Origin of the sequence: Xanthomonas sp. NCPPB 3569, assembly GCF_041475645.2 — a bacterium.
Lineage (GTDB): Bacteria > Pseudomonadota > Gammaproteobacteria > Xanthomonadales > Xanthomonadaceae > Xanthomonas > Xanthomonas phaseoli.
The window spans coordinates 4,756,497-4,775,731 of sequence record NZ_CM192969.1 but is presented as its reverse complement, the minus strand read 5'-3'; the positions used below and the strand labels follow the sequence as shown (position 1 = coordinate 4,775,731).

The window sequence follows — 19,235 nt, the reverse complement described above, 5'->3', positions numbered from 1 at the left end:
GCAGGGCTGGCGTGTGCGACGCAACGACGGCAGGCCGACAGATGAATGCGCGCTTCGGCACTCCCATAAACCTGAATGAGTAACGTGGCTACCAGACCGCTGGCGCAGCATGCATCCGCATAGCCGCACCCGGCGAGTTAAGCGGGGCACATACGCTGCAACGCGGCATGCATTGGCGCTGGCGCAAGCGAACGCGTTGCCTGCAGCGGGTCGCTGACGCGTGCACTACACGCCACGCGCCTGCGCAACCGAAGCGCCTGCAGCATCGCAACTCACGCTGCAACGCTTGCGCATAGTGGGAGGACGCAAATAAAAAGCCCCGCAGACCAGGGGGAGGTCGGCGGGGCCAGGGAACGGAAACTTGGGGAGGAGTTTCCGCTCCGAGATCTGCTCCAGGGGATGGGAGAGATCTACCGACAGGCGTTGCGCCCGTCGAGGGATATATCAACATTTTCTACATTGATGGATCGTGAAGATAACTGTTAAAAAAATGTAGAATTTAGGGGGTATTCATTCCATTAACTCAGCTGAATTCACATTATGTTTGGAACGGATTATTGCTGATCTGCGTATTCAGCATATCGCACCCATTCACCGCATCAATGCGCTTGGTCCCAGTTATCGCCAACGCCCGAATCAACTACCAGCGGCACGCGTAATTCGGCTGCGCCCGCCATGCGCGTGGTGACCTCGCGCAGCAGCGTGTCGACGAAATCGACATCGGCTTCGAACACCAGTTCGTCGTGCACCTGCAAGATCATCTTCGCGTGTTGCGCGTGATCGGCGATCCAGCCGTCCACGTTGACCATGGCGCGCTTGATGATGTCCGCGGCGGTGCCCTGCATCGGCGCGTTGATGGCGGCGCGCTCGGCACCGGCACGCTGGCCCTGGCTGCCGGCGTTGATGAAATCCAGGTACAGCCGGCGGCCGAACACGGTTTCCACGTAACCCTTGTCGCGCGCTTGCTGGCGGGTGGTTTCCATGAAGTCGCGCACGCCCGGGTAACGGCTGAAGTACAGCGCGATGTAGTCCTGCGCCTCGCCGCGGCCGATACCGAGCTGGCGGGCCAGGCCAAAGGCGCTCATGCCGTACATCAGGCCGAAGTTGATCGCCTTGGCGGCGCGGCGTTCGTCGGCGCTGACGGTGTCGATGGTGCGGCCGAACACTTCGGCGGCGGTGGCGCGATGCACGTCGGCGCCGGACTCGAACGCGCCCACCAGGCCGGGGTCGCCGGACAGGTGCGCCATGATGCGCAGCTCGATCTGCGAGTAGTCGCAGGCGATCAGCTTGCGCCCGGCCGGGGCGACGAAGGCGCGGCGGATGCGGCGGCCGTCTTCGGTGCGGATCGGGATGTTCTGCAGGTTCGGGTCCGACGAGGACAGCCGGCCGGTGGCGGCGCCGGCCTGGTGGTAGCTGGTGTGCACGCGCCCGGACTGCGGGTGAATCATCTCCGGCAGCTTGTCGGTGTAGGTGCTGCGCAGCTTGGTCAGGCCCCGGTATTCCAGGATGACCCGCGGCAACTCGTGCTGGTCGGCGATGGCTTCCAGCGCTTCTTCATTCGTCGAGGGCTGGCCCTTGGGTGTCTTGACCACCGCAGGCAGCTTGAGCTCGTCGAACAGCAGCGCCTGCAGCTGCTTGGGCGAATCCAGGTTGAAGCTACGCCCGGCCAGCTCGGTGGCCTTCTGCTGGGCGGCGAGCATGCGCTTGGACAGGTCCGCGCTCTGGCGGCGTAGTTCGTCCGCGTCCACGCACACGCCGTTGGCCTCGATGCGGGCCAGCACGTCCACCAGCGGCATTTCGATGTCGCGGTAGACGCGCTCCAGGCCCGGTTCGCTGGCCAGCCGGGGGCCGAGCACGCGATGCAGGCGCAAGGTGATGTCGGCGTCTTCGGCGGCGTAGCGGGTGGCGTCCTCCAGGCTGATCTGCGCGAACGGGATCTGCTTGGCGCCCTTGCCGCAGACGTCCTCGTACTTGACGGTGTTGTAGCCGAGATAGCGCTTGGCCAGGCTGTCCATGTCGTGGCGGGCACTGCCGGAATTGAGCACGAAGCTCTCCAGCAAGGTGTCGTCGGCATAGCCGGCCAGCGCCACGCCATGCCGGCGCATCACGTGCAGGTCGTACTTGCCGTGCTGGCCGAGCTTGCGCACGGCCGGGTCGGTGAGCAGTGGTGCCAGTTGCGCCAACGCCTGGGTGCGGTCGAGTTGAACCGGCGCGCCGGGGAAGTTGTGGCCGAACGGCAGGTACGCCGCCTGGCCGGGCTCGGCCGCCACGCTCAGGCCGATCAAATCGGCTTGCAGCGGGTCCAGGCTGTCGGTTTCGGTATCGAAGGCGAACTGCCCGGCGGCACGCAGCCGCGCGATCCAGCTGTCGAGCTGGTCCTGGGTCAGGATGGTTTCGTACTGGCCGGGCGCCGACAGCGATGGATCCAGATCCACCGCTGCGTTGACCGGGCCGGAGACGAAGCCGGTACCGCGCGCGCGGCCCGGCTCGGTGCGCGCAGTGGCAGCAGCGGCGCCCAGCGCCACCGGTTCGGCCAGCAGGCCGACCTGGGCGGCGGCCGCACCACCGAGTTCGCGCAGCGCCTGGGTGAAGCCGTAGCGGGCGTACAGCACCGCCAGCGCCTCGGCGTTGGGCTCGCGCAGGTCCAGCGCGCGCGGGCCGCTGGCCAGGGTGACATCGGTCTTGATGATGACCAGCGCACGGTTGAGCGGCAGGCGTGGCAACGCGGCGCGCAGGTTGTCGCCGATCTTGCCCTTGATCTTGTCGGCATTGGCGATCACGCCATCGAGCGAGTCGTATTCGGCCAGCCATTTGGCGGCGGTCTTGGGGCCGCACTTTTCCACGCCGGGCACGTTGTCGACGGTGTCGCCCATCAACGCCAGCAGGTCGACGATCTGATCGGGCCGCACGCCGAACTTGGCGATCACCGCCGCGTCCGAATCCATGCGGCTGCCGCTCATGGTGTTGACCAGTTCGATGCCCGGGCGCACCAGCTGGGCGAAGTCCTTGTCGCCGGTGGAGATGGTGACGGCCAGGCCATCGGCGGCGCCCTGCAGCGCCAGCGTGCCGATCACATCGTCGGCTTCCACGCCGTCGATGCGCAGGATGTCGATGCCCAGCGCATGCACGATGTCGCACATCGGCTGCACCTGCGCGCGCAGGTCCTCGGGCATCGACGGTCGGTTGGCCTTGTAGTCGGCATACAAGTCATCACGAAACGTTTTACCGGGCGCATCCACCACGAAGGCGATGTAGGCCGGGCGCTCCTTCAAGGTGGCGCGCAACATGTTGACCACGCCGAACAAGGCGCCGGTGGGCTCGCCCTGGGCATTGGTCAGCGGCGGAAGCGCGTGGAACGCGCGATACAGGTAACTGGACCCGTCGATCAGGACTAATCTGCTCATGGCCCGATTCTACGCTGCACGCCCAGGGCACACCGCGCCAGCGCATACTGGCCGGCGATCAATCCGGATAACGACAATGAACAAAGCACGTCTTCTGCTGCTGCCGTTACTGTTGCTCGGCGGCTGTGCCACCAGCGGCGGCGACCGCGCCGGTGGCGATATCCCGGCTGGCGCCGATGTCACCAGCAAGACCATGGGCAATGGCGACAAAGTCGACGAATACCGCGTCAACGGCCAGCTGGAGATGGTGAGGGTGACGCCAGCGCGCGGGGCGCCCTACTTCCTGTACGACCGCGACCACGACGGCCACACCGACGCGGAAAAGGACAAGGTTAATAAGGTGTATTGGCAGCTCTATAGCTGGTGATTGGGAGTTGGGATTCGGGATTCGTGGGGCATGCGTCGGACGTTGAGACGCCCGGTGGCGTTGCGTTTTTGATCTGCGGTGCGTTGCCTTGGCCGCGCCTGCGAAGATCCACGCTTGCGCGCGCCGCAAACCGGTGATGCGCTTGCGGTGGCGCTGATGATGGGCGGCCGGCATGCAGCAGTGCCCGGCGCTCTTTCACACGGCTGGGCGCTGCCCAACCGTGCTCACGACTGCTGGGCGCACCGCTCAGCGTGCCCTGCATGTCCGGCACAACCGCTGTCTGGCGTGCGCTGCCCGGCCGGACACCAGCTGCCCGGGTTTGTTTGCCTGGCGATGCGTTTTCAGCGGCTCAGTTTTCTTCCAGCGGGCCGGTGACGCGTTGCAATTCGTCGATGCCGGCCGGGGCCAACTCTTTCATCAGCGCCAGGAAATCGCAGCCGACCAGGCGTTGCGCGCGGCGCAGCAGCATCGGCACCGGGCTGGACGGTTCGTGCCGGGCGTAATAGGCGCAGATCTCGTCCAGCCGCCGCTTCACATCGTCGGGGCCGGCGATCTCGTCGTTGCGGCGCGTGGCGCTGGTTGCCGTGGCGGTGGCGTGGCCCTGGTCGGCAGCCTGCGCGTCGTCTTCGGTGAGCGCCGAGATGCCCTGCCGCGCCTGCCAATGCGGCAGCACGAAGCGCTCCAGATCGCGCAGGTCGGTCAGTAGCGGCCGTAGGTCCGGGGCAGCGGTGCCGACACGCTCGCTCAGCAGCGCATCGATCGCGCGCGCCTGCACCAGCGCCTCGGCGATGGCCTGCGCGGAGGTGGCCAGCGTTTCCGGCGCGCAGTCCTGGCAGCAGGCTTCGATTTCGGCCAGGCTGGGGCCGCTCTGGCCGTCGGGCAGCTTGATGCTGCCGTTGGCCACGCGCAGATCGCGCAGGCTGAAGCGGCCCAGCCGCGGCGACTGCACGAACGCGGTGGTGCGCAGCGCGCCGAGCACACCCAACGGGTCGCTGAGGCCGACCAGCGCATTGATGCGCGAGGTTGGGTCGTTGTCGTCGTCGGCATCCAGCTGCGGATGCACGCTGTCCCAATGGCGCTCAAGCAGGCCGTGGATCAATGCCAGCGCATCGGCCCAGCCGGGCAGGCCGCGCAGGCGCAGCCAGGCAGCGCCGAGCTTGCCGGCCACGCGCAGGTCGCGGCTACGCCGGCACAGCTCCAGCGCCAGCGCCTGCACCTTGTCCCAGTCCGGTTCTTCGGCGGCGATGACGCTCTCGCCCAGCGCGCGTTCGGCGCGGATGGCCGATTCGCGCTCCAGGCGCAGGAACTCCGGGTCGTATTCCAGATCCGGTCCGGCCGGGGCGTCGTCGCCGAGCGGCGCCAGCAGGGTCTCCAGGGAACGGTCGTCTTGCATGGCACGGCCTCCATCGGGGAAGCCGCCGCGGTGAGCGGCGGCAGGCAAGTCACTCGGGGTTGCAGACGGCATCCGGGTCGCCGGCATCGCAGGCCGGCTGCTGGTCGTCGGGCAGACGCAGGCCGGGGCGGACCAGGCCGAAGGCGCGATACGGGGTACCGCTGGCCGACAGGTCCACGAAGGCCACGGTGCGGCTGGCCGAACTCTGCGCACGGCCGGCGAACGCCGAGGCCGGCACATTGAAGCCTGAGCCGCCGGCCAGATCGAGCAGGCTGCCGTCGACCGTCGTGGCGTTGAAATACGCCGGCGGCGCGCCGATCGCCGCCACGGTCTGGGTGCCGGTGCCGATCACATAGATCGGGTTCTGCTGCGTCCCGATCTGGCCGGTGGCGGCAAAGGTGCCGGTGCCGTTGCGCAGCGGCGCGCGGCCGTCCTGGAACAGATTGCCGCGGACCGACAGGAACATCGCGCTGTTGCCCGCATCCACGCTGTAGCTGCTGCCATTGGCCAGCACCAGCAACAGATCGCCGCCGTTGGTGAAGCTGAAACCATTGCTGGCGGTGAAATCGCCCAGGCGCACGACCCGGTTGTCGATGAAGCCGGCCGCATCGCCCAGCACCACCGCTCCGCCGGCGCCACCGCTGAGCAGGCCGGCGGTGATCGAACTGCCGGCGCGCTGGCGGATGCCGGCGACGGCCTGCAACCAGCTGGCGGCACCGCTGAGCTGGCCGCTCAGCTGCAGCTCGCCGCCGCTGCGCAAGCGCAGCGAGGGGCCGCCGTCGACGCGGCCGCTGACCAGCAGCGAGCGGTTGCTGACCAGATCCAGGCCTTGCGCGCTGAAGTCACCGAGCGTGTCGATGGCGTTGCCGCTGCCGGTGAGCACGACCGCCCCGGCGGCGTTGCCGCTGAGCTGCCCGGCGCGCAGGTTGCCGGCGTTCTGGGTGATCGCCCCGCCGCTGCTCAAGGCCAGGCTGGCGGCCGCAACGTCGTGATCGAGTACGACGCCGCTGCCTCCGCGCAGGGCGATGGTGTTGGCGCTGAGCGCGCCAGCGGTGGTGAGCTGGCCACCGGCCTGCAGGCGCAGGGCATCGCTGGCTTGCGCAGTCGCCGCCAGGTCGTTGCGATCGACGATGGCGATGCTGCTGCCGCGCGCCTGCACCGTGCCCTGGAAGTCATTGCCGGCCGCATCCAGCACGATCGCGCCGGTGCCGGCATCGAGCAGGCTGCTGCCGACCACCGTCAACGCTCCCTGCTGGGTGATGTCGGTCGCCAGCGCCACCGGCGCCGCTGTCGATTGCAAGCGGGGGCTGCTTGCGCCGGCGGCAGCGGCGGCAGTGCCGCTGCGGGCGACCAAGCCGCCGGCGATGCGCCCCTGGCCCAGATCCAGGCCGGCGCCGCTGGCGACATCCAGTGCGTCCACATCCAGGTTGCCCAACACCAGCGCATTGCGATCGCGCAGGCTGGCCGTGCCGCCGCTCAGGCTCACCGCTGCCTGGAAATCGTTGCCGGCATCGGTCAATGCGATGGCGGCGCCACCGCTGTTGATGCGGGTACTGCCGGTGACGGTCAAGGCGCCGCTCTGGGTGACGGCGCCGCCGTTGCTGGCCGCATCCAGATCGCCATTGACCAGGCCAACGCCCAGGGTCAGCGCACCGCTGTTGCTCACCTGCAGGTTGCCGGTGTTGAGCGTGCCCAGGGTCAAGGCATTGGCATCGCGCACGTTGCTGGCACCGCCGGTCAGGGCGAGCACGCCCTGGAAGTCGTTGCCCGCCGCCTCCAGGGTAATGGCACCGCTGCCGGCATCGACCGTGGTGTCGCCTGCGACCAGCAATGCGCCGCCGGCCTGGGTGATGGCGGCATTGGTGCTGTTCAAGCGCAGCGCGCTGCCTGCCGTGACCGTGTTGCTCAGCGCAATGCCGTTGGCGCCGGTCAGTTGCACGGTGCCGCCGCGCAAGGCGCCGGCAGTGCGCAAGGTGCCGCCGTTGGCCGTCAGCGTCAGCGCGCCGGTGCCGGCGTCGATCTGGCTGGCCGGCAGGTTCAAGTCGCCGCCCGCGACCAGCGAAATCGCCGCATTGGCACCGCTGCGCACTGCAGCGATGCTGAGGTCGTTGCGATCCTGCACGGCGATGGCGTTGCCGGTGAGCGCAACCGCGCCGACGAAGTCGTTGTTGGCATCGGTCAAGGCAATGTCGGCGCTGCCGGCATTCAAGGTGGATGCCCCGCCGACCGACAGACCGCCGCTCTGGGTGATCGCTGCATTGCCGCTGGTGCCGTTCAACGCGCCGCGCACCACGCCGCTGCCGAGATGCAGTGCGCCACTGCTGTTGGCGGTGAGTGCATTGGTGGACAGCGTACCGAAGTTGAGCGCGTTGCCGGCGATCTGCACGTCGCCTGCGGTGAGATTGACCACGCCGTTGAAGGTGTTGCCGGCGGTATCGAGCGCGACGTTGCCACTGCCTGCATTGACGGTGGTGATGGTGCCAACGTCGAGTGCCGCGGCGGTCTGGGTGATCGCGGTGTTGCTGCTGCTCAGCGACAGCGCGTCTGTGGTGATGATGCTGTGGCCGATGGTGAGGCCATCGCGTGCGGACAGGGTGACGTTGCGGCCGCGCAAGTTACCGCCGGTGCTCATGCTGCCGCCATTGGCGATCAAGGCAAGATCGGCGGTGCCGGTATCCAGGTTCTGCGCGGAGAGGTTCAGTGCACCGCCGGCGGTCAACGCGATGGTGCCGTTGGCGCCGGCATTCAAGGCATTGATGGTGAGGTTGCCGCGATCGGCCACCGTGATGCCGGTACCGGTGAGACTGATGCCGGCGCCAAAGCGGTTGCTGCCGCGATTGAGCGCGATGCTGGCGCTACCGGCATCGACGGTGCTGGCGCCCGCCACCGCCAGTGCGCCGGCGTTCTGCACGATGGCGGCGTTGGTGCTGCGCAGGGCAAGCGTGTTGGCGGTGACGGTGTGGCCGAGCGTCAGGCCGTCGCGTCCGAACAGCGTGACGTCGTTGCCACCCAGGTCTGCGGCCGTGCTCAGTGCGCCGCCGTTCGACGCCAGGGTCAGGTTGCTGTTGCCGACCGTCAGCGCCTGTGCCGGCAGGCTCAAGGTACCGCCGGCCGTCACGACGACCGCGCCGTTGCCGGTGCTGGTCAATGCGGCAAGGCTGAGGTTACCGCTGTCGGTCACGCCGATGCCGTTGCCGGTCAGGTCCACGCTGGTGAAGTGATTGCCGGCTTGCAGCAACGAAATCGCGCCGGTGCCCGCATCGACCGTGGTGGCGCCGCTGACCAGCAATGCGCCGCCGTATTGCGTGATTGCGGCATTGCTGCTGGCCAGCGACAACGAGCGCGCCGTGATGTTCTGGCCCAAGCTCAAGCCGCTGTTGGCGCGCAGGCTCACTTCGTCGCCAAGCAATGCGGCAGACAGGCTCAGGCTGTTGGCGACCAGGTTGATGTCGCCGCTGCCGTTGTTCAACGTCGTGCCTGGCAGGACCAGATTGCCGCCCGCGGTCAGCGCGATCGTGCCGCCGTTGTTGCTGGTCAACGCCGAGAGCGTGAGATCGTTGCTGTCGCGCACCGCGATGCCGGCGCCGGCCAGGCTCATGCTGCCCTGGAAATCGTTGCTGCTGTCGATCAGCGCGATGGCGCCGCTGCCGGCATCGAGGGTGGTGGTGGCATCGACGATCAGTCCGGCACTCTGACTGATCGCGCCATTGCCGCTGCTCGCTGCAAGCGTGCCGGCAACGCGGCCGCTGCCCAGGTTCAACGCGCCGTTGCTGGTGGCGGTGAGGTTGCCGGTGTTCAGCGTGCCCAGCGTCAACGCGCCGCTGTCGCTGATCGACACGCCGTTGCCGGTCAGGCTCACTGCACCGCCGAAGTGATTGCCTGCACCGCCCAACGCGATCGCACCGATGCCGGCGTTGAAGCTGGAAGTCGAACCGATACGCAAGGCGCCTGCGGTCTGGTTGATCGCGCTGTTGCGGGTGGACACCGACAAGGTGCTGCTGTCGATGCTGGTCGCCAGCGAGAGTGCGTTGGCACTGAACAGCGAGACCGCATTGCCGACGAGATTGCCGCCCAGTGTCAGCGTGCCGTTTTCTGCACGCAGCGTCAGGTTGTCGCTGCTGGTCAATCCGCTGCCAGGCAACGTGAGCGAGTTACCTGCGGTGAGCGCAACGGCGCCAGCGCCAGCGTTGTTGAGCGAGAGCACGGCCAGATCGTTCGCATCGACCACCGCGATGGTGCCGCCGGTCAATGCAATGCCGTTCTTGAAGTCGTTGTCGCCCGTAAGCGAAACGGCGCCGGTGCCGGCATTGACTGTTGCAAGACCGCCGACGTCGAGCACCCCTGCATTCTGCGTGATCGCGGCATTGGTGGCGGTCAGGCCCAAGATGCCACTGGCGGTGACGTTGTGATTGAGCACCACGCCATCGCGCGCGCTCACGCTGACGTTGCCACCGTCCAAGGTGCCGAGCGTACTCAATGCACCGCCATTGGCGGTCAGGCTGAGCGCGCCGGTGCCGGTGCTGAGGTTCTGGGCAGGCAGCGTGAGTGCGCCACCCGCTGTCAGGGCGATGGCGCCATTGGTGCCGTTGCTGATCGAGGAGATGCGCAGGTCGTCACGATCGACCACGCTGATGCCGGCGCCGGTCAGGCTGACGCCGCTGCGGAAATCGTTATTGCCGTCGGTCAGCGCAACGGCGCCACTGCCGGCGTTGAGGGTGGCGGTGCCATCGACGATCAGTCCGGCACTCTGACTGATGGCGCCATTGCCGCTGCTCGCTGCAAGGGTGCCGGCAACGCGGCCGCTGCCCAGGTTCAACGCGCCGTTGCTGACGGCGGTGAGGTTGCCGGTGTTCAGCGTGCCCAGCGTCAAGGCGCCGCTGTCGCTGATCGACACGCCGTTGCCGGCCAGGCTCACTGCACCGCCGAAGTGATTGCCTGCACCGCCCAACGCGATCGCACCGATGCCGGCGTTAAAGCTGGAAGTCGAACCGATACGCAAGGCGCCTGCAGTCTGGTTGATCGCGCTGTTGCGGGTGGACACCGACAAGGTGCTGCTGTCGATGCTGGTCGCCAGCGAGAGTGCGTTGGCGCTGAACAGCGAGACCGCATTGCCGACGAGATTGCCGCCCAATGTGAGCGTGCCGTTTTCTGCACGCAGCGTCAGATTGTCGCTGCTGGTCAATCCGCTGCCAGGCAACGTGAGCGAGTTGCCTGCGGTGAGCGCAATGGCGCCGGCGCCAGCGTTGTTGAGCGAGAGCACGGCCAGATCGTTCGCATCGACCACCGCGATAGTGCGGCCGGTCAATGCAATGCCGTTCTTGAAGTCGTTGTCGCCCGTAAGCGAAACGGCGCCGGTGCCGGCATTGACTGTCGCAAGACCGCCGACGTCGAGCACCCCTGCGTTCTGCGTGATGGCGGCGTTGGTGGCAGTCAAGCCAAGGAGGCCGCTGGCGGTGACGTTGTGATTGAGCACCACGCCATCGCGCGCGCTCACGCTGACGTTGCCACCGTCCAAGGTGCCGAGCGTACTCAGTGCACCGCCATTGGCGGTCAGGCTGAGCGCGCCGGTGCCGGTGCTGAGGTTCTGGGCAGGCAGCGTGAGTGCGCCGCCCGCTGTCAGGGCGATGCCGCCGTTGGTGCCGTTGCTGATCGAGGAGATGCGCAGGTCGTCACGATCGACCACGCTGATGCCGGTGCCGGTCAGGCTCACGTCGCTGCGGAAATCGTTATTGCCGTCGGTCAGCGCAATGGCGCCGCTGCCGGCGTTGAGGGTGGCGGTGCCATCGACGATCAGTCCGGCACTCTGACTGATGGCGCCATTGCCGCTGCTCGCCGCAAGGGCGCCGGCAACGCGGCCGCTGCCCAGGTTCAACGCACCGTTGCTGGTGGCGGTGAGGTTGCCGGTATTCAGCGCACCCAGCGTCAACGCGCCAGTGTCGGCGATGCGCGTGGCGCCGCCGGTCAGCGTCACTGCGCCTTGGAAGTCGTTGGCCGCTTCATCCAGTTCGATGACGCCGGTTCCGGCACTGACGGTGCTGGTGCCGGTGGCGGCCACGCTGCCGGCGGTCTGGGTGATTGCGCTGTTGGTCGTGGTCAGTGCCAGCGTGCCGCTTGCGGTCACGTCATGCGCCAGGGCAATGCCGGCGGTACCGGTGAGGTCCACATTCGTGCCCGTCAACGCGGCGCGCGTGGTGAGGCTGCCACCGCTGGACAGGGTGAGATTGGCGCTGCCGGTATTGATCGCGGTTGTCGGCAGCGTCAATGCACCGGTGGCACGCAGCGACAGCGCGCTGTTGCTGCCGAGGTTCAAGCTGCCGATCGACAGATTGCCGGCAGCATTCAACGTGATACCGCGCCCGCTGGCGCTGACCAGATCGCCAAAGGTGTTGCCGCTGTTGCCCAGCGTGATCACACCGGTGCCGGCGTTGAGGTTGCTGGTGCCGACGATGCTCAAGCTACCGGTTCCCGACTGCGTGATCGCGCCGTTGTTGCTGGTGGCGAGCAACGCACCGCCCACCCGGCCGCTGCCTAAGTTCAACGCGCCATTACTGGTGGCGGTGAGATCGTTGCTGTTCACCGCACCCAATGTCAGCGCGCCGCTGTCGCTGATGCGCGTGTTGCCGCCGGTCAGCGTCACCGCGCCCTGGAAGTCGTTGCTCGCGCCGTCCAGGGTGATGGGACCGGTTCCGGCATTGATGGTGCTGGTGCCGGTCGCGGCCACGCTGCCGGCGGTCTGGGTGATCGCGGTGTTGGTAGAGGTCAGCTTCAGCGTGCCGCTTGCGGTCACGTCATGCGCCAGCGCGATGCCGCCGCGACCGGTAAGGTCCACGTTCGTGCCTGCCAGCGCAGCGCGCGTGCTGAGGCCGCCGCCGCTGGACAGGGTGAGATTGGCACTGCCGGTGTTGATCGCCGTGGTCGGCAAGGTCAATGCGCCAGCGGCGCTCAACGACAGCGCACTGTTGCTGTCGAGGGTCAAGGTGCCGATCGAGAGATTGCCCGCCGCGTTCACTGCAATGCCGTTGCCGCTGGCGCTGAACAAGCCACCGAAGGTATTGCTGCCGTTGGTCAGCGACAGCGCGCTGCCGGACTGCAGGAATTGGCTGGTGCCCGTCACCGCCAGCGCACCGGATTGGGACAACGCGACGGTGTTGCTCAGGCTGAGGTTGCCGCCCACGTCCAGGTTGCCGAGGCTGCTGATCTTGTTGGCCCCGCTGAAGGTGGCGCTGCCGCCGATAAAGCCATCCAGGCTGCCGGCGGTGTAGATGCCGGTCTGCTGCACGCCGCGACCGGTGCTCAAGGTGATCGCACCGGTACCGGCATCGATGCTGCCGCCGCCGGCGACATCGAGGCTGCCACCGCCGGAGGCGATGAGCGACACGCTGCCGTCGGGGCCATTGGACAGCGACGACGCACGAATGGTGCCGCTGTTGTTGATGAGTCGATCGAAGAGGCCTTGCGCCGCGCGCGCCTGCAGCTGGATCGCGCCGCCCGGCGCGCTCAGGGTGCCGGAGTTGTCCACCGCTTCGGTCGCCAGACTCAGCTGCAGCGGCTTGTCGATCAACACGCCGAAGCCGCCGCTTTCGAACGTCAGCGTGGCCGCGTCGGCACCGGCCAGGGTGATGTTGCCGGCGGTGGCGGTGATGGTGCCGCTGTTGGACGCCCGGCCGCCGATCAGGACCGCCGACCCGGCAGAAGCGTTGATGGTGCCGCTGTTGATGACCTGCGCCACGGTCGTGCCGCCGGCATCCAGGCTGTAGTCGCCGCGCATGAACTGCAACGCGGTGGTACCCAGCGTACTGACCACCAAGCCGCCGACATTGATGTTGGCCGTACTTCCGATCAACACACCGTTGCTGTTGAGCAGGAACACCTGCCCATTGGCAGTGAGGTTGCCGTAGATCTGTGTCGCGTCGCTGCTCTGCACCAGGTTGAGCACCACCGAACTGGTGCTGGGCTGGTTGAAGATCATCGTCGCCGACGAGCCGATGTCGAACGCCGACCAGGTCAGCGCCATGCGCGCGGAGGTCTGGTCGACGGTCCGGCTGCTGCCGTTGGCGGCATTGATGGTGCCGGTGCCGCCGGCGATGCTGCCGCCGGTGGGCAGCTGGTTGGCCGCCACCTGGGCCAGGCCGCTGACCGGCATGGCCAGCAGGGCAGCTGCCAGCGCAATGGCAAGCGGGCAGTGGCGCAACGGGAGCGTGCGCGGCGAGGTCGCGGGATGGATGGTGGCGTGCATGCGCAGATCCCTCAGAAAGTGAAGCCGAAACGCGTGTAGAGGCGGGCGTCGTCGCGTCCGTCGGAGGCAGCGCGCGCACCGGTCGGAAGCGCGGCGCTGATGCGCCATTCGAAATTGGCGTACTGCGGCAAGCGGAAGGTCAGGCCCACGCCGGCGGCATCGAAACTGGCCGGCGCCAGGCGGCCATTGGCGGCGAACACGCGGGCGTGGTCGGCAAAGACATCCAGCTCCAGCAGTTCGCGCCAGGGCCGACCATTGAACGGCGATGCGGCATCGGCAAACCCGGGAGCATCGATGTGGTATTCGAGCGCGGTGTAGTACCCGCGGTCGCCCAAGGCATCGGAGACCGGATAGGCGCGCACGCTGTCCGGCCCACCGACAGCAAACTGCTCCATCGGGGTCAGCGTGTCGTCGCTGTATTGGCCGTTGAACTTGAAATACAGCCGTTGCGTGCGGGTGAGGTATTGCAGGCGCGTGTAGGCCAGCCGCGCGATGGTGAAATAGCTGTCGCGGCCGGGGCTGATCTGGTCCACCGGCGCCGAGCGGTCGCGCAAGGATTGACGCACGCTGCCCTGCAGCAGATCCACACCGCGCCAGCGCAGATCGGTGCGCCGCAACGACAGGCCCAGCTCGGCGACATCGAACTGCTGGTCGGACAACTGCATGCCCAGCGCGCTGAGCTTGGATTGCTCGCGCAGATAGCGCGCCGAGCCCTGCAGCTGCAGCGTTTCGGTGTTGATGAATTTCCAGTCGGCGCCGGTGTAGACGATGGAGGTCGGCCCCTTCAGGCCAAGCCGGGCGAACACGCCGTTGCGCACTTCCAGTTCGCTGCGGCTGGCGCCGATCACCGCGCTGAGGCCGGACACGCTGCCGATCGGCAGGCCATACGACAGCGCGCCGATCTGGCTCTGCCGCGGCGCCAGCGAATAGGCGTAGTTGGCGGCGAACACATCGCCCAGGCCGAGCGGGCTATTCCAGGTGATGCCGGCCTGGGCGCGATACCGGCCGGTCAGCTCGGTGCCGTAGTTGTTGCCGCCCAGGGTGATCACATACGGGCGGGCAGCTTCGCTGGCGACCAGCACCACGTCGGTCTCGCCGTCCTTCTGCCCCGGCTGCAGCACCGAGGACACCGACACGCCCGGCAGATCGCGCGCATACAACAGCGCGGTGTCCACGTCCTGCTTGCGCAGCGGGCGGCCTTGCAGCTGGCGCAGCGGTGCCGACAAGGCATTGCCGCGGTAGCGTGCGGCGCCCTGCACGCTGATCTGGCCGATGCGCCCTTCCAGCACGCGGATCTCGATCAGTTGGTCGGGCCCGGGCGTCTGCGCCGGCAGATAGGCGGTGCTGACGATGAAGCCGGCCTGCCGGTAGGCGCGGGTGACGGCATCGGCGACCGCCTGCAGTTGATCGAAGCGCAACGCCACCACCGGCTGACCCTGGGCCAGCTCGGCGAAGGCAGCGTCGGCCACGGCCTGCATGCGGGCCGGGTCGATCCCGGCCTCCGGGTAGTGGCCCACATCGCGCACGCGAAAGCCGCGCACCTGCAGGGTGACCGCGTCGGTCCGGTCCTTCATGGCCGGCACCGCCGCTGCCGACTGCGCAGCAGCGGTGGCATCGGTCGGCGACTGCGCCCACGCAGGTGCGGCCAGCAGTAGGCACGCGGACACCGCCGCGGCCAGACACGTCATACGCATACGTCCATTTCCCCTGAGACCATCCGTTGTTGCGCATGGCCGACGTGTCCCGCTGCGCATGCAGGCGCCACGGCGGCGACTGCACGGCGATCGGCGTGTCTGACCTCGCCCCTTGCTGAACGCCGATCAAACCCCAACGTACATTCATGCAATGTTAGCAGTATTATTGCGATGAGCGTCACGATTATGAAGACCGCTACCACCTGACTGCGCAGCTTGCGTGCCACCGGATGCCCAGACAGCGGGCCCGGCCGGGCATCAGGCGAACTCGGCAAGGCATTGCGCAGGGTCACCCCCTGGCTCTGGCGGGCGGCGTCCAGTACGCGCCGACGGCGCGCGCGGTATTGCTCGCGGTCGAGTTGGCCCTGCTGATGCGCCAGCGCCAGCGCCTGCAGCTGCGCATTGGCCGGATGCGCCGTTGCAGCGGGCGACGGCGGGGCGGCGCTCATGGCAGCTCCCGCAGCACGCGCAGGCCCACGTCCGGCTGCGCCGAGCCGTTGTCGGCACGGCTGGCCTGCACCGTGCAATCGGACCAGTAGCTGGAAAAACTTCCGCCGCGCGCCTGCACGCCGGTTCCGGTCGATACCCATTCCCAGACATTGCCGGTGAGATTGATCAGGCCCCAGGGATTGGCATCGCGTCCGCGCGCCGACACCGGTGCGCGCGCGGCATCGCCGGCGCTGGCGTTGGGCGGCACGCAATTGCTGTCTTCGGCCTGCCGCCAGTTGCTGGCCGCCTGCGCGGCGTGCAGCCACTCGGCATCGCTGGGCAGGCGGTAACGCCAGCCGCCGCTGCCGATGGTGAGCCAGCGCAGATAGGCGCGCGCCAGGGTCAGGCTGATATTGCGTACCGGCGCGCGCGCCAGTTCCGGGGTGGCGGCGGCCTGGGCGGTACAGCGGCCAGTGGCCTGGCAGAACAGGTTGAAATCGGCCACCGCCACTTCGCCGCGCGACAAGGCGTACGGCTTGCCGCCGGCGATGGCCGGGATCACCACCAGCATCGGCCCGCGGGTCTGCCCGAGTGTGTCGAAGCACGCTGCAGCACGCCCGGCCAGTCCGGCACAGGGATCCGGGCCGGTGGGCAGCGGCGGCAGGCTGTCGGCATCGTCCACGTTGGCGGGCGCTGCCACAGCGGCGGCGGAGTTGCGCGCAGCGGTGGCGGCGGCAGCGGCGGGCTTGGCAGCGGATTTGCCGCGCGCCGGTCTTGCGCCGGCGGCAGGCGCAGCGTTCTCGGGGGCGCCGCCCGGCGGCACGCTGTCGTCGGCCGGCGCATCGGCAGCGGGCGCGCGTTGCAGACGGGCCGACAACGCGCCTTCCGGCAATTGGCCGGCCGCCTTCATCTGCGCCTCCAGCTGCGCCAGCGCGGTGGCATCGGTGCGATAGAGCGTCTGCAGGCGCGCGGCGAGTTGCTGGCGTTCGCTGGGCGCCAGCGTGCCCGCGCTCATCACGGCGGCGGCCACCGCATAACGGGTTTGCGCGCTGCGCAATTCGGCGCGCTGGCCGAGCGTCTGCACCGCTTGCGCCAGCAGGTCGGCCGCCTGCGCATAACGCCCTTGTGCGAACGCATCGCCGGCGGTGTTGCGATACACCTGCGAGAGCAGTTGTGGGCCCTCGCTGCGCAACACCGGATGACCCGGTTGCAGCGCGCGAATGCGCGCCAGTGCGTCGCCGGTCTTGCCCAAATCGTTGGCGGCGGCGGCGCGGTGTAGCGATTCGATCCGCGCGGCCAGTTCGGACTCGGCGCTTTCGCGTGCCAGCGCTTGTTCGAGCTGGTGCTCCAGCGTCTGCAGGCGCGTGCGCTGGGCCAGCAGGCTGGCCGATTGCGGGGCCAGGCCCAGGCCGAAATCCACCAGCGCCTGCGCGCCCGCCAGCTGTGCGGGGTCGCTTTGTGCGGCAACCGCCGTGCCGATGGCCTCGGCCAGCGCGCTGCCCTGGCTGCTGCGCTCGGCCGCCGGCAGTGCGGCCAGTTCGGCGTCGATACGCGCGCGCCAGGCCGGGTCGGTGCTGGGGTTGGCCAGATCGGCAGCCAGTGCCTTGCGCGCGCTGTCCGCATCGCGCAACGCGGCGGCCACCGGCGTGCGTTTGGCCTGCTGCTCGGCCACGCCGACCTCGGCACTGCGCAACTGCAGGCGCAACGAGTCCGGGAACGCGGCGCGCGCCTGTTCTACCTGCGTCCGCGCGGTGGTGAGCTGCCCTGCTGCGACTGCTTCGGCGATGGCGGCGTCCAGCCGTACCTCGAGCGCCGAATGGCGCAGCAGGCTGCTGCCCGGATCGATGCGGCGCACCTGGTCGAGCGTGGCCAGCGCGTTGTCGGGCTGGGTGCGGAACAACAGCCCGGCATCGAGCTGGCGATTGAGCGTGGTGTCGAGCGCGTTGAGGCGTTGGTTCTTTTCGCGCTCGATGGCCTGGCGACGCGCATCCAGCGCGGGCGAATACAGCCGCAGCCGGTCGCGCAAGGCGAACACCTGCAGCGCGCCGCGGTAATCGTCGCGGCCGTTGGCCGGATTCCACAGCGCGTCCAGCCGGCGCAGCAGGAAATCTTCGATGAGGTCGCTGCGGTCCATGAGCACGCGCCGGCGGTCGTCTGCGCTCAGGCTGGACAGCGCCTGCATGACCTGGGTTTCGTCGCGGTATTGCTGCCGGTCCTGCGCACCGAAGCGTGCGATGACCTCGTCCAGATGGCGCTGATGCAGATAACGCGATGCGCCCCACCCGCCCACGCCGACCAACGCCAGCGCGGTGGCGCCATAGCCGATCAGCGGCAGCGCGCGCTCGCGCAGCGGCACCTGGCGCAGGCCGTCGAGCAGTTGGTCCACACGCGTGAGCCGCTGCGCAGCCGGGAACGCCACGGCCGCGCACAACGTGGCGTACTGGCGACGGGTCAGGCCCGGCACCGGCGGCGGGCGGCGGCCTTCGCGCAGCGCCACTTCGGCACTGAGTTTGTCGAATGGGTGCTTGCCGGTCAGCAATTCAAAACACACGCAGCCCAGCGCGTACAGATCGTCGGCCGGTGTGGGGGCCTGTCCACGGATCATTTCCAGGCTGGCATAGGCCGGCGTCAAGGCGCCCAGCGTGGCCGCATCGAACACGGTCTGTTCGCCGGCGACATCGGCGGCGTGTTTGCCGGCGCGCGCGATGCCGAAGTCGAACACCTTGGCCACGCCATCGCGGGTGACCATGACGTTGCCGGGCTTGAAATCCGAATGCACGATGCCGGCCGTGTGCGCGCGCATCAGCGCCCGGCCCATGCCATCGATCAGCGGCCAGGCCTGCTTGAGCGGCATGCCGTGGTAGGCCTGCTCGCGGATCAGCGTTTTCAGGTCGCAACCGTCGATGTATTCCATGGTCATGAAGACCAGGGTGCGGTCCTTGTCGAAGTCGTACACGCGCACGATGTTGTCGTGGGCCAGTTTCTGCGAGCGGCGCGCTTCGCGCTGGAGGGCGACCAGTGCGTCGGGGTGGCGGCGGAATTCGTCGCTGAGCACCTTGACTGCCAGCCACGGGTCGCGGTCGCGCGCTTCCACCTTGCGTTCGTCGCGCGCCAGATACACCACGCCCATGCCGCCGCGGCCGAGTTCGCGTTCGAGCTGGAAGCGGCCCTTGAGCAGGCTGCCGACACCAGCATGATCGCCGCCGGCGGCTTCGGCCAGGTGCTGCCAGCTCGACAGGCTGGCGGTACCGGCCGTGCCGGTGCCGGTGCCGGTCTGCGTGCCAAGGTAGGTGGGTGCGCCCAGCCCCAGGCTGGTGAGGCTGGGCGCCTCGCCGGGCAGGGGCTGGGCCGGTTGCACGCGGGTGATGTCGTCTTCGAGCATGCGCGCCGGGCCGGGGCGTGGCATCACCACCGTGGCATCGTCGTCGACCACGGTTGGCGTGGGTGTTGGCTGCTGCGTTGCCGATGGCGCAGGCGCAATCGCAGGCGCGCGATCGCGCAACGCATCCAGCCGGCTTACCAGCGTGGTCACGGTGGCATCGTCGAGTAGGTGCTGGCGTTGCAGCGTCCACAGCGTTTCCATGCCGGCGCGGTATTCGGCCTCCGGTACCGCGGCGCGCTTGCCCAGCGCGGCCAGGACGGCATCGAGGTCGAGTGCGCCGCGGCGCATGGCGGTGACCAGTTCGGTGACGGTGGCAGTGTCTTCGTGCAT

Annotated in this window: 6 protein-coding genes and 3 pseudogenes; 1 reads left to right on the top strand and 8 read right to left on the bottom strand. The window is 68.3% G+C overall.

Annotated features, from left to right (window positions below):
- Nucleotides 1–599: 599 nt before the first annotated feature.
- Nucleotides 600–3,404 (bottom strand): DNA polymerase I, encoded by a 2,805-nt coding sequence (polA, locus tag ACCQ03_RS20605; RefSeq protein WP_209227836.1) that lies wholly within the window; start codon nucleotides 3,402–3,404, stop codon nucleotides 600–602.
- A 76-nt stretch (nucleotides 3,405–3,480) separates the two neighbouring features.
- On the opposite strand from polA, the gene ACCQ03_RS20600 reads away from it, so the two are divergent.
- Nucleotides 3,481–3,771, top strand: a complete 291-nt coding sequence (locus ACCQ03_RS20600; protein WP_017156324.1) for a DUF2782 domain-containing protein — start codon at nucleotides 3,481–3,483, stop codon at nucleotides 3,769–3,771.
- Between the two features lie 349 nt (nucleotides 3,772–4,120).
- On the opposite strand, the gene tssA is transcribed toward ACCQ03_RS20600, so the two are convergent.
- The 7 genes and pseudogenes from tssA to ACCQ03_RS20565 form a co-directional block, all read right to left on the bottom strand.
- Complete coding sequence (gene tssA / locus ACCQ03_RS20595) at nucleotides 4,121–5,164, bottom strand: type VI secretion system protein TssA (RefSeq protein WP_017156325.1); 1,044 nt, start codon at nucleotides 5,162–5,164, stop codon at nucleotides 4,121–4,123.
- Nucleotides 5,165–5,213: 49 nt separating this feature from the next.
- Nucleotides 5,214–10,097: pseudogene (locus tag ACCQ03_RS20590) on the bottom strand (beta strand repeat-containing protein); the annotation flags it as partial.
- 30 nt (nucleotides 10,098–10,127) lie between these two features.
- Nucleotides 10,128–10,217 (bottom strand): annotated as a pseudogene (locus ACCQ03_RS20585) (hypothetical protein); the annotation flags it as partial.
- 255 nt (nucleotides 10,218–10,472) lie between these two features.
- A pseudogene (locus tag ACCQ03_RS20580) lies at nucleotides 10,473–13,400 on the bottom strand (beta strand repeat-containing protein); the annotation flags it as partial.
- Nucleotides 13,401–13,411: 11 nt separating this feature from the next.
- On the bottom strand, nucleotides 13,412–15,088 hold the full coding sequence (locus tag ACCQ03_RS20575; protein ID WP_017159423.1) for a ShlB/FhaC/HecB family hemolysin secretion/activation protein: 1,677 nt from the start codon (nucleotides 15,086–15,088) through the stop codon (nucleotides 13,412–13,414).
- Nucleotides 15,085–15,543 (bottom strand): hypothetical protein, encoded by a 459-nt coding sequence (locus tag ACCQ03_RS20570; protein WP_057679720.1) that lies wholly within the window; start codon nucleotides 15,541–15,543, stop codon nucleotides 15,085–15,087. The genes ACCQ03_RS20575 and ACCQ03_RS20570 overlap by 4 nt, the downstream gene beginning before the upstream one ends.
- Entirely contained in the window at nucleotides 15,540–19,235 is a 3,696-nt protein-coding gene (locus tag ACCQ03_RS20565) for a bifunctional serine/threonine-protein kinase/formylglycine-generating enzyme family protein (protein ID WP_209227832.1), read from the bottom strand. Before ACCQ03_RS20565 ends, ACCQ03_RS20570 begins: the two co-directional genes overlap by 4 nt.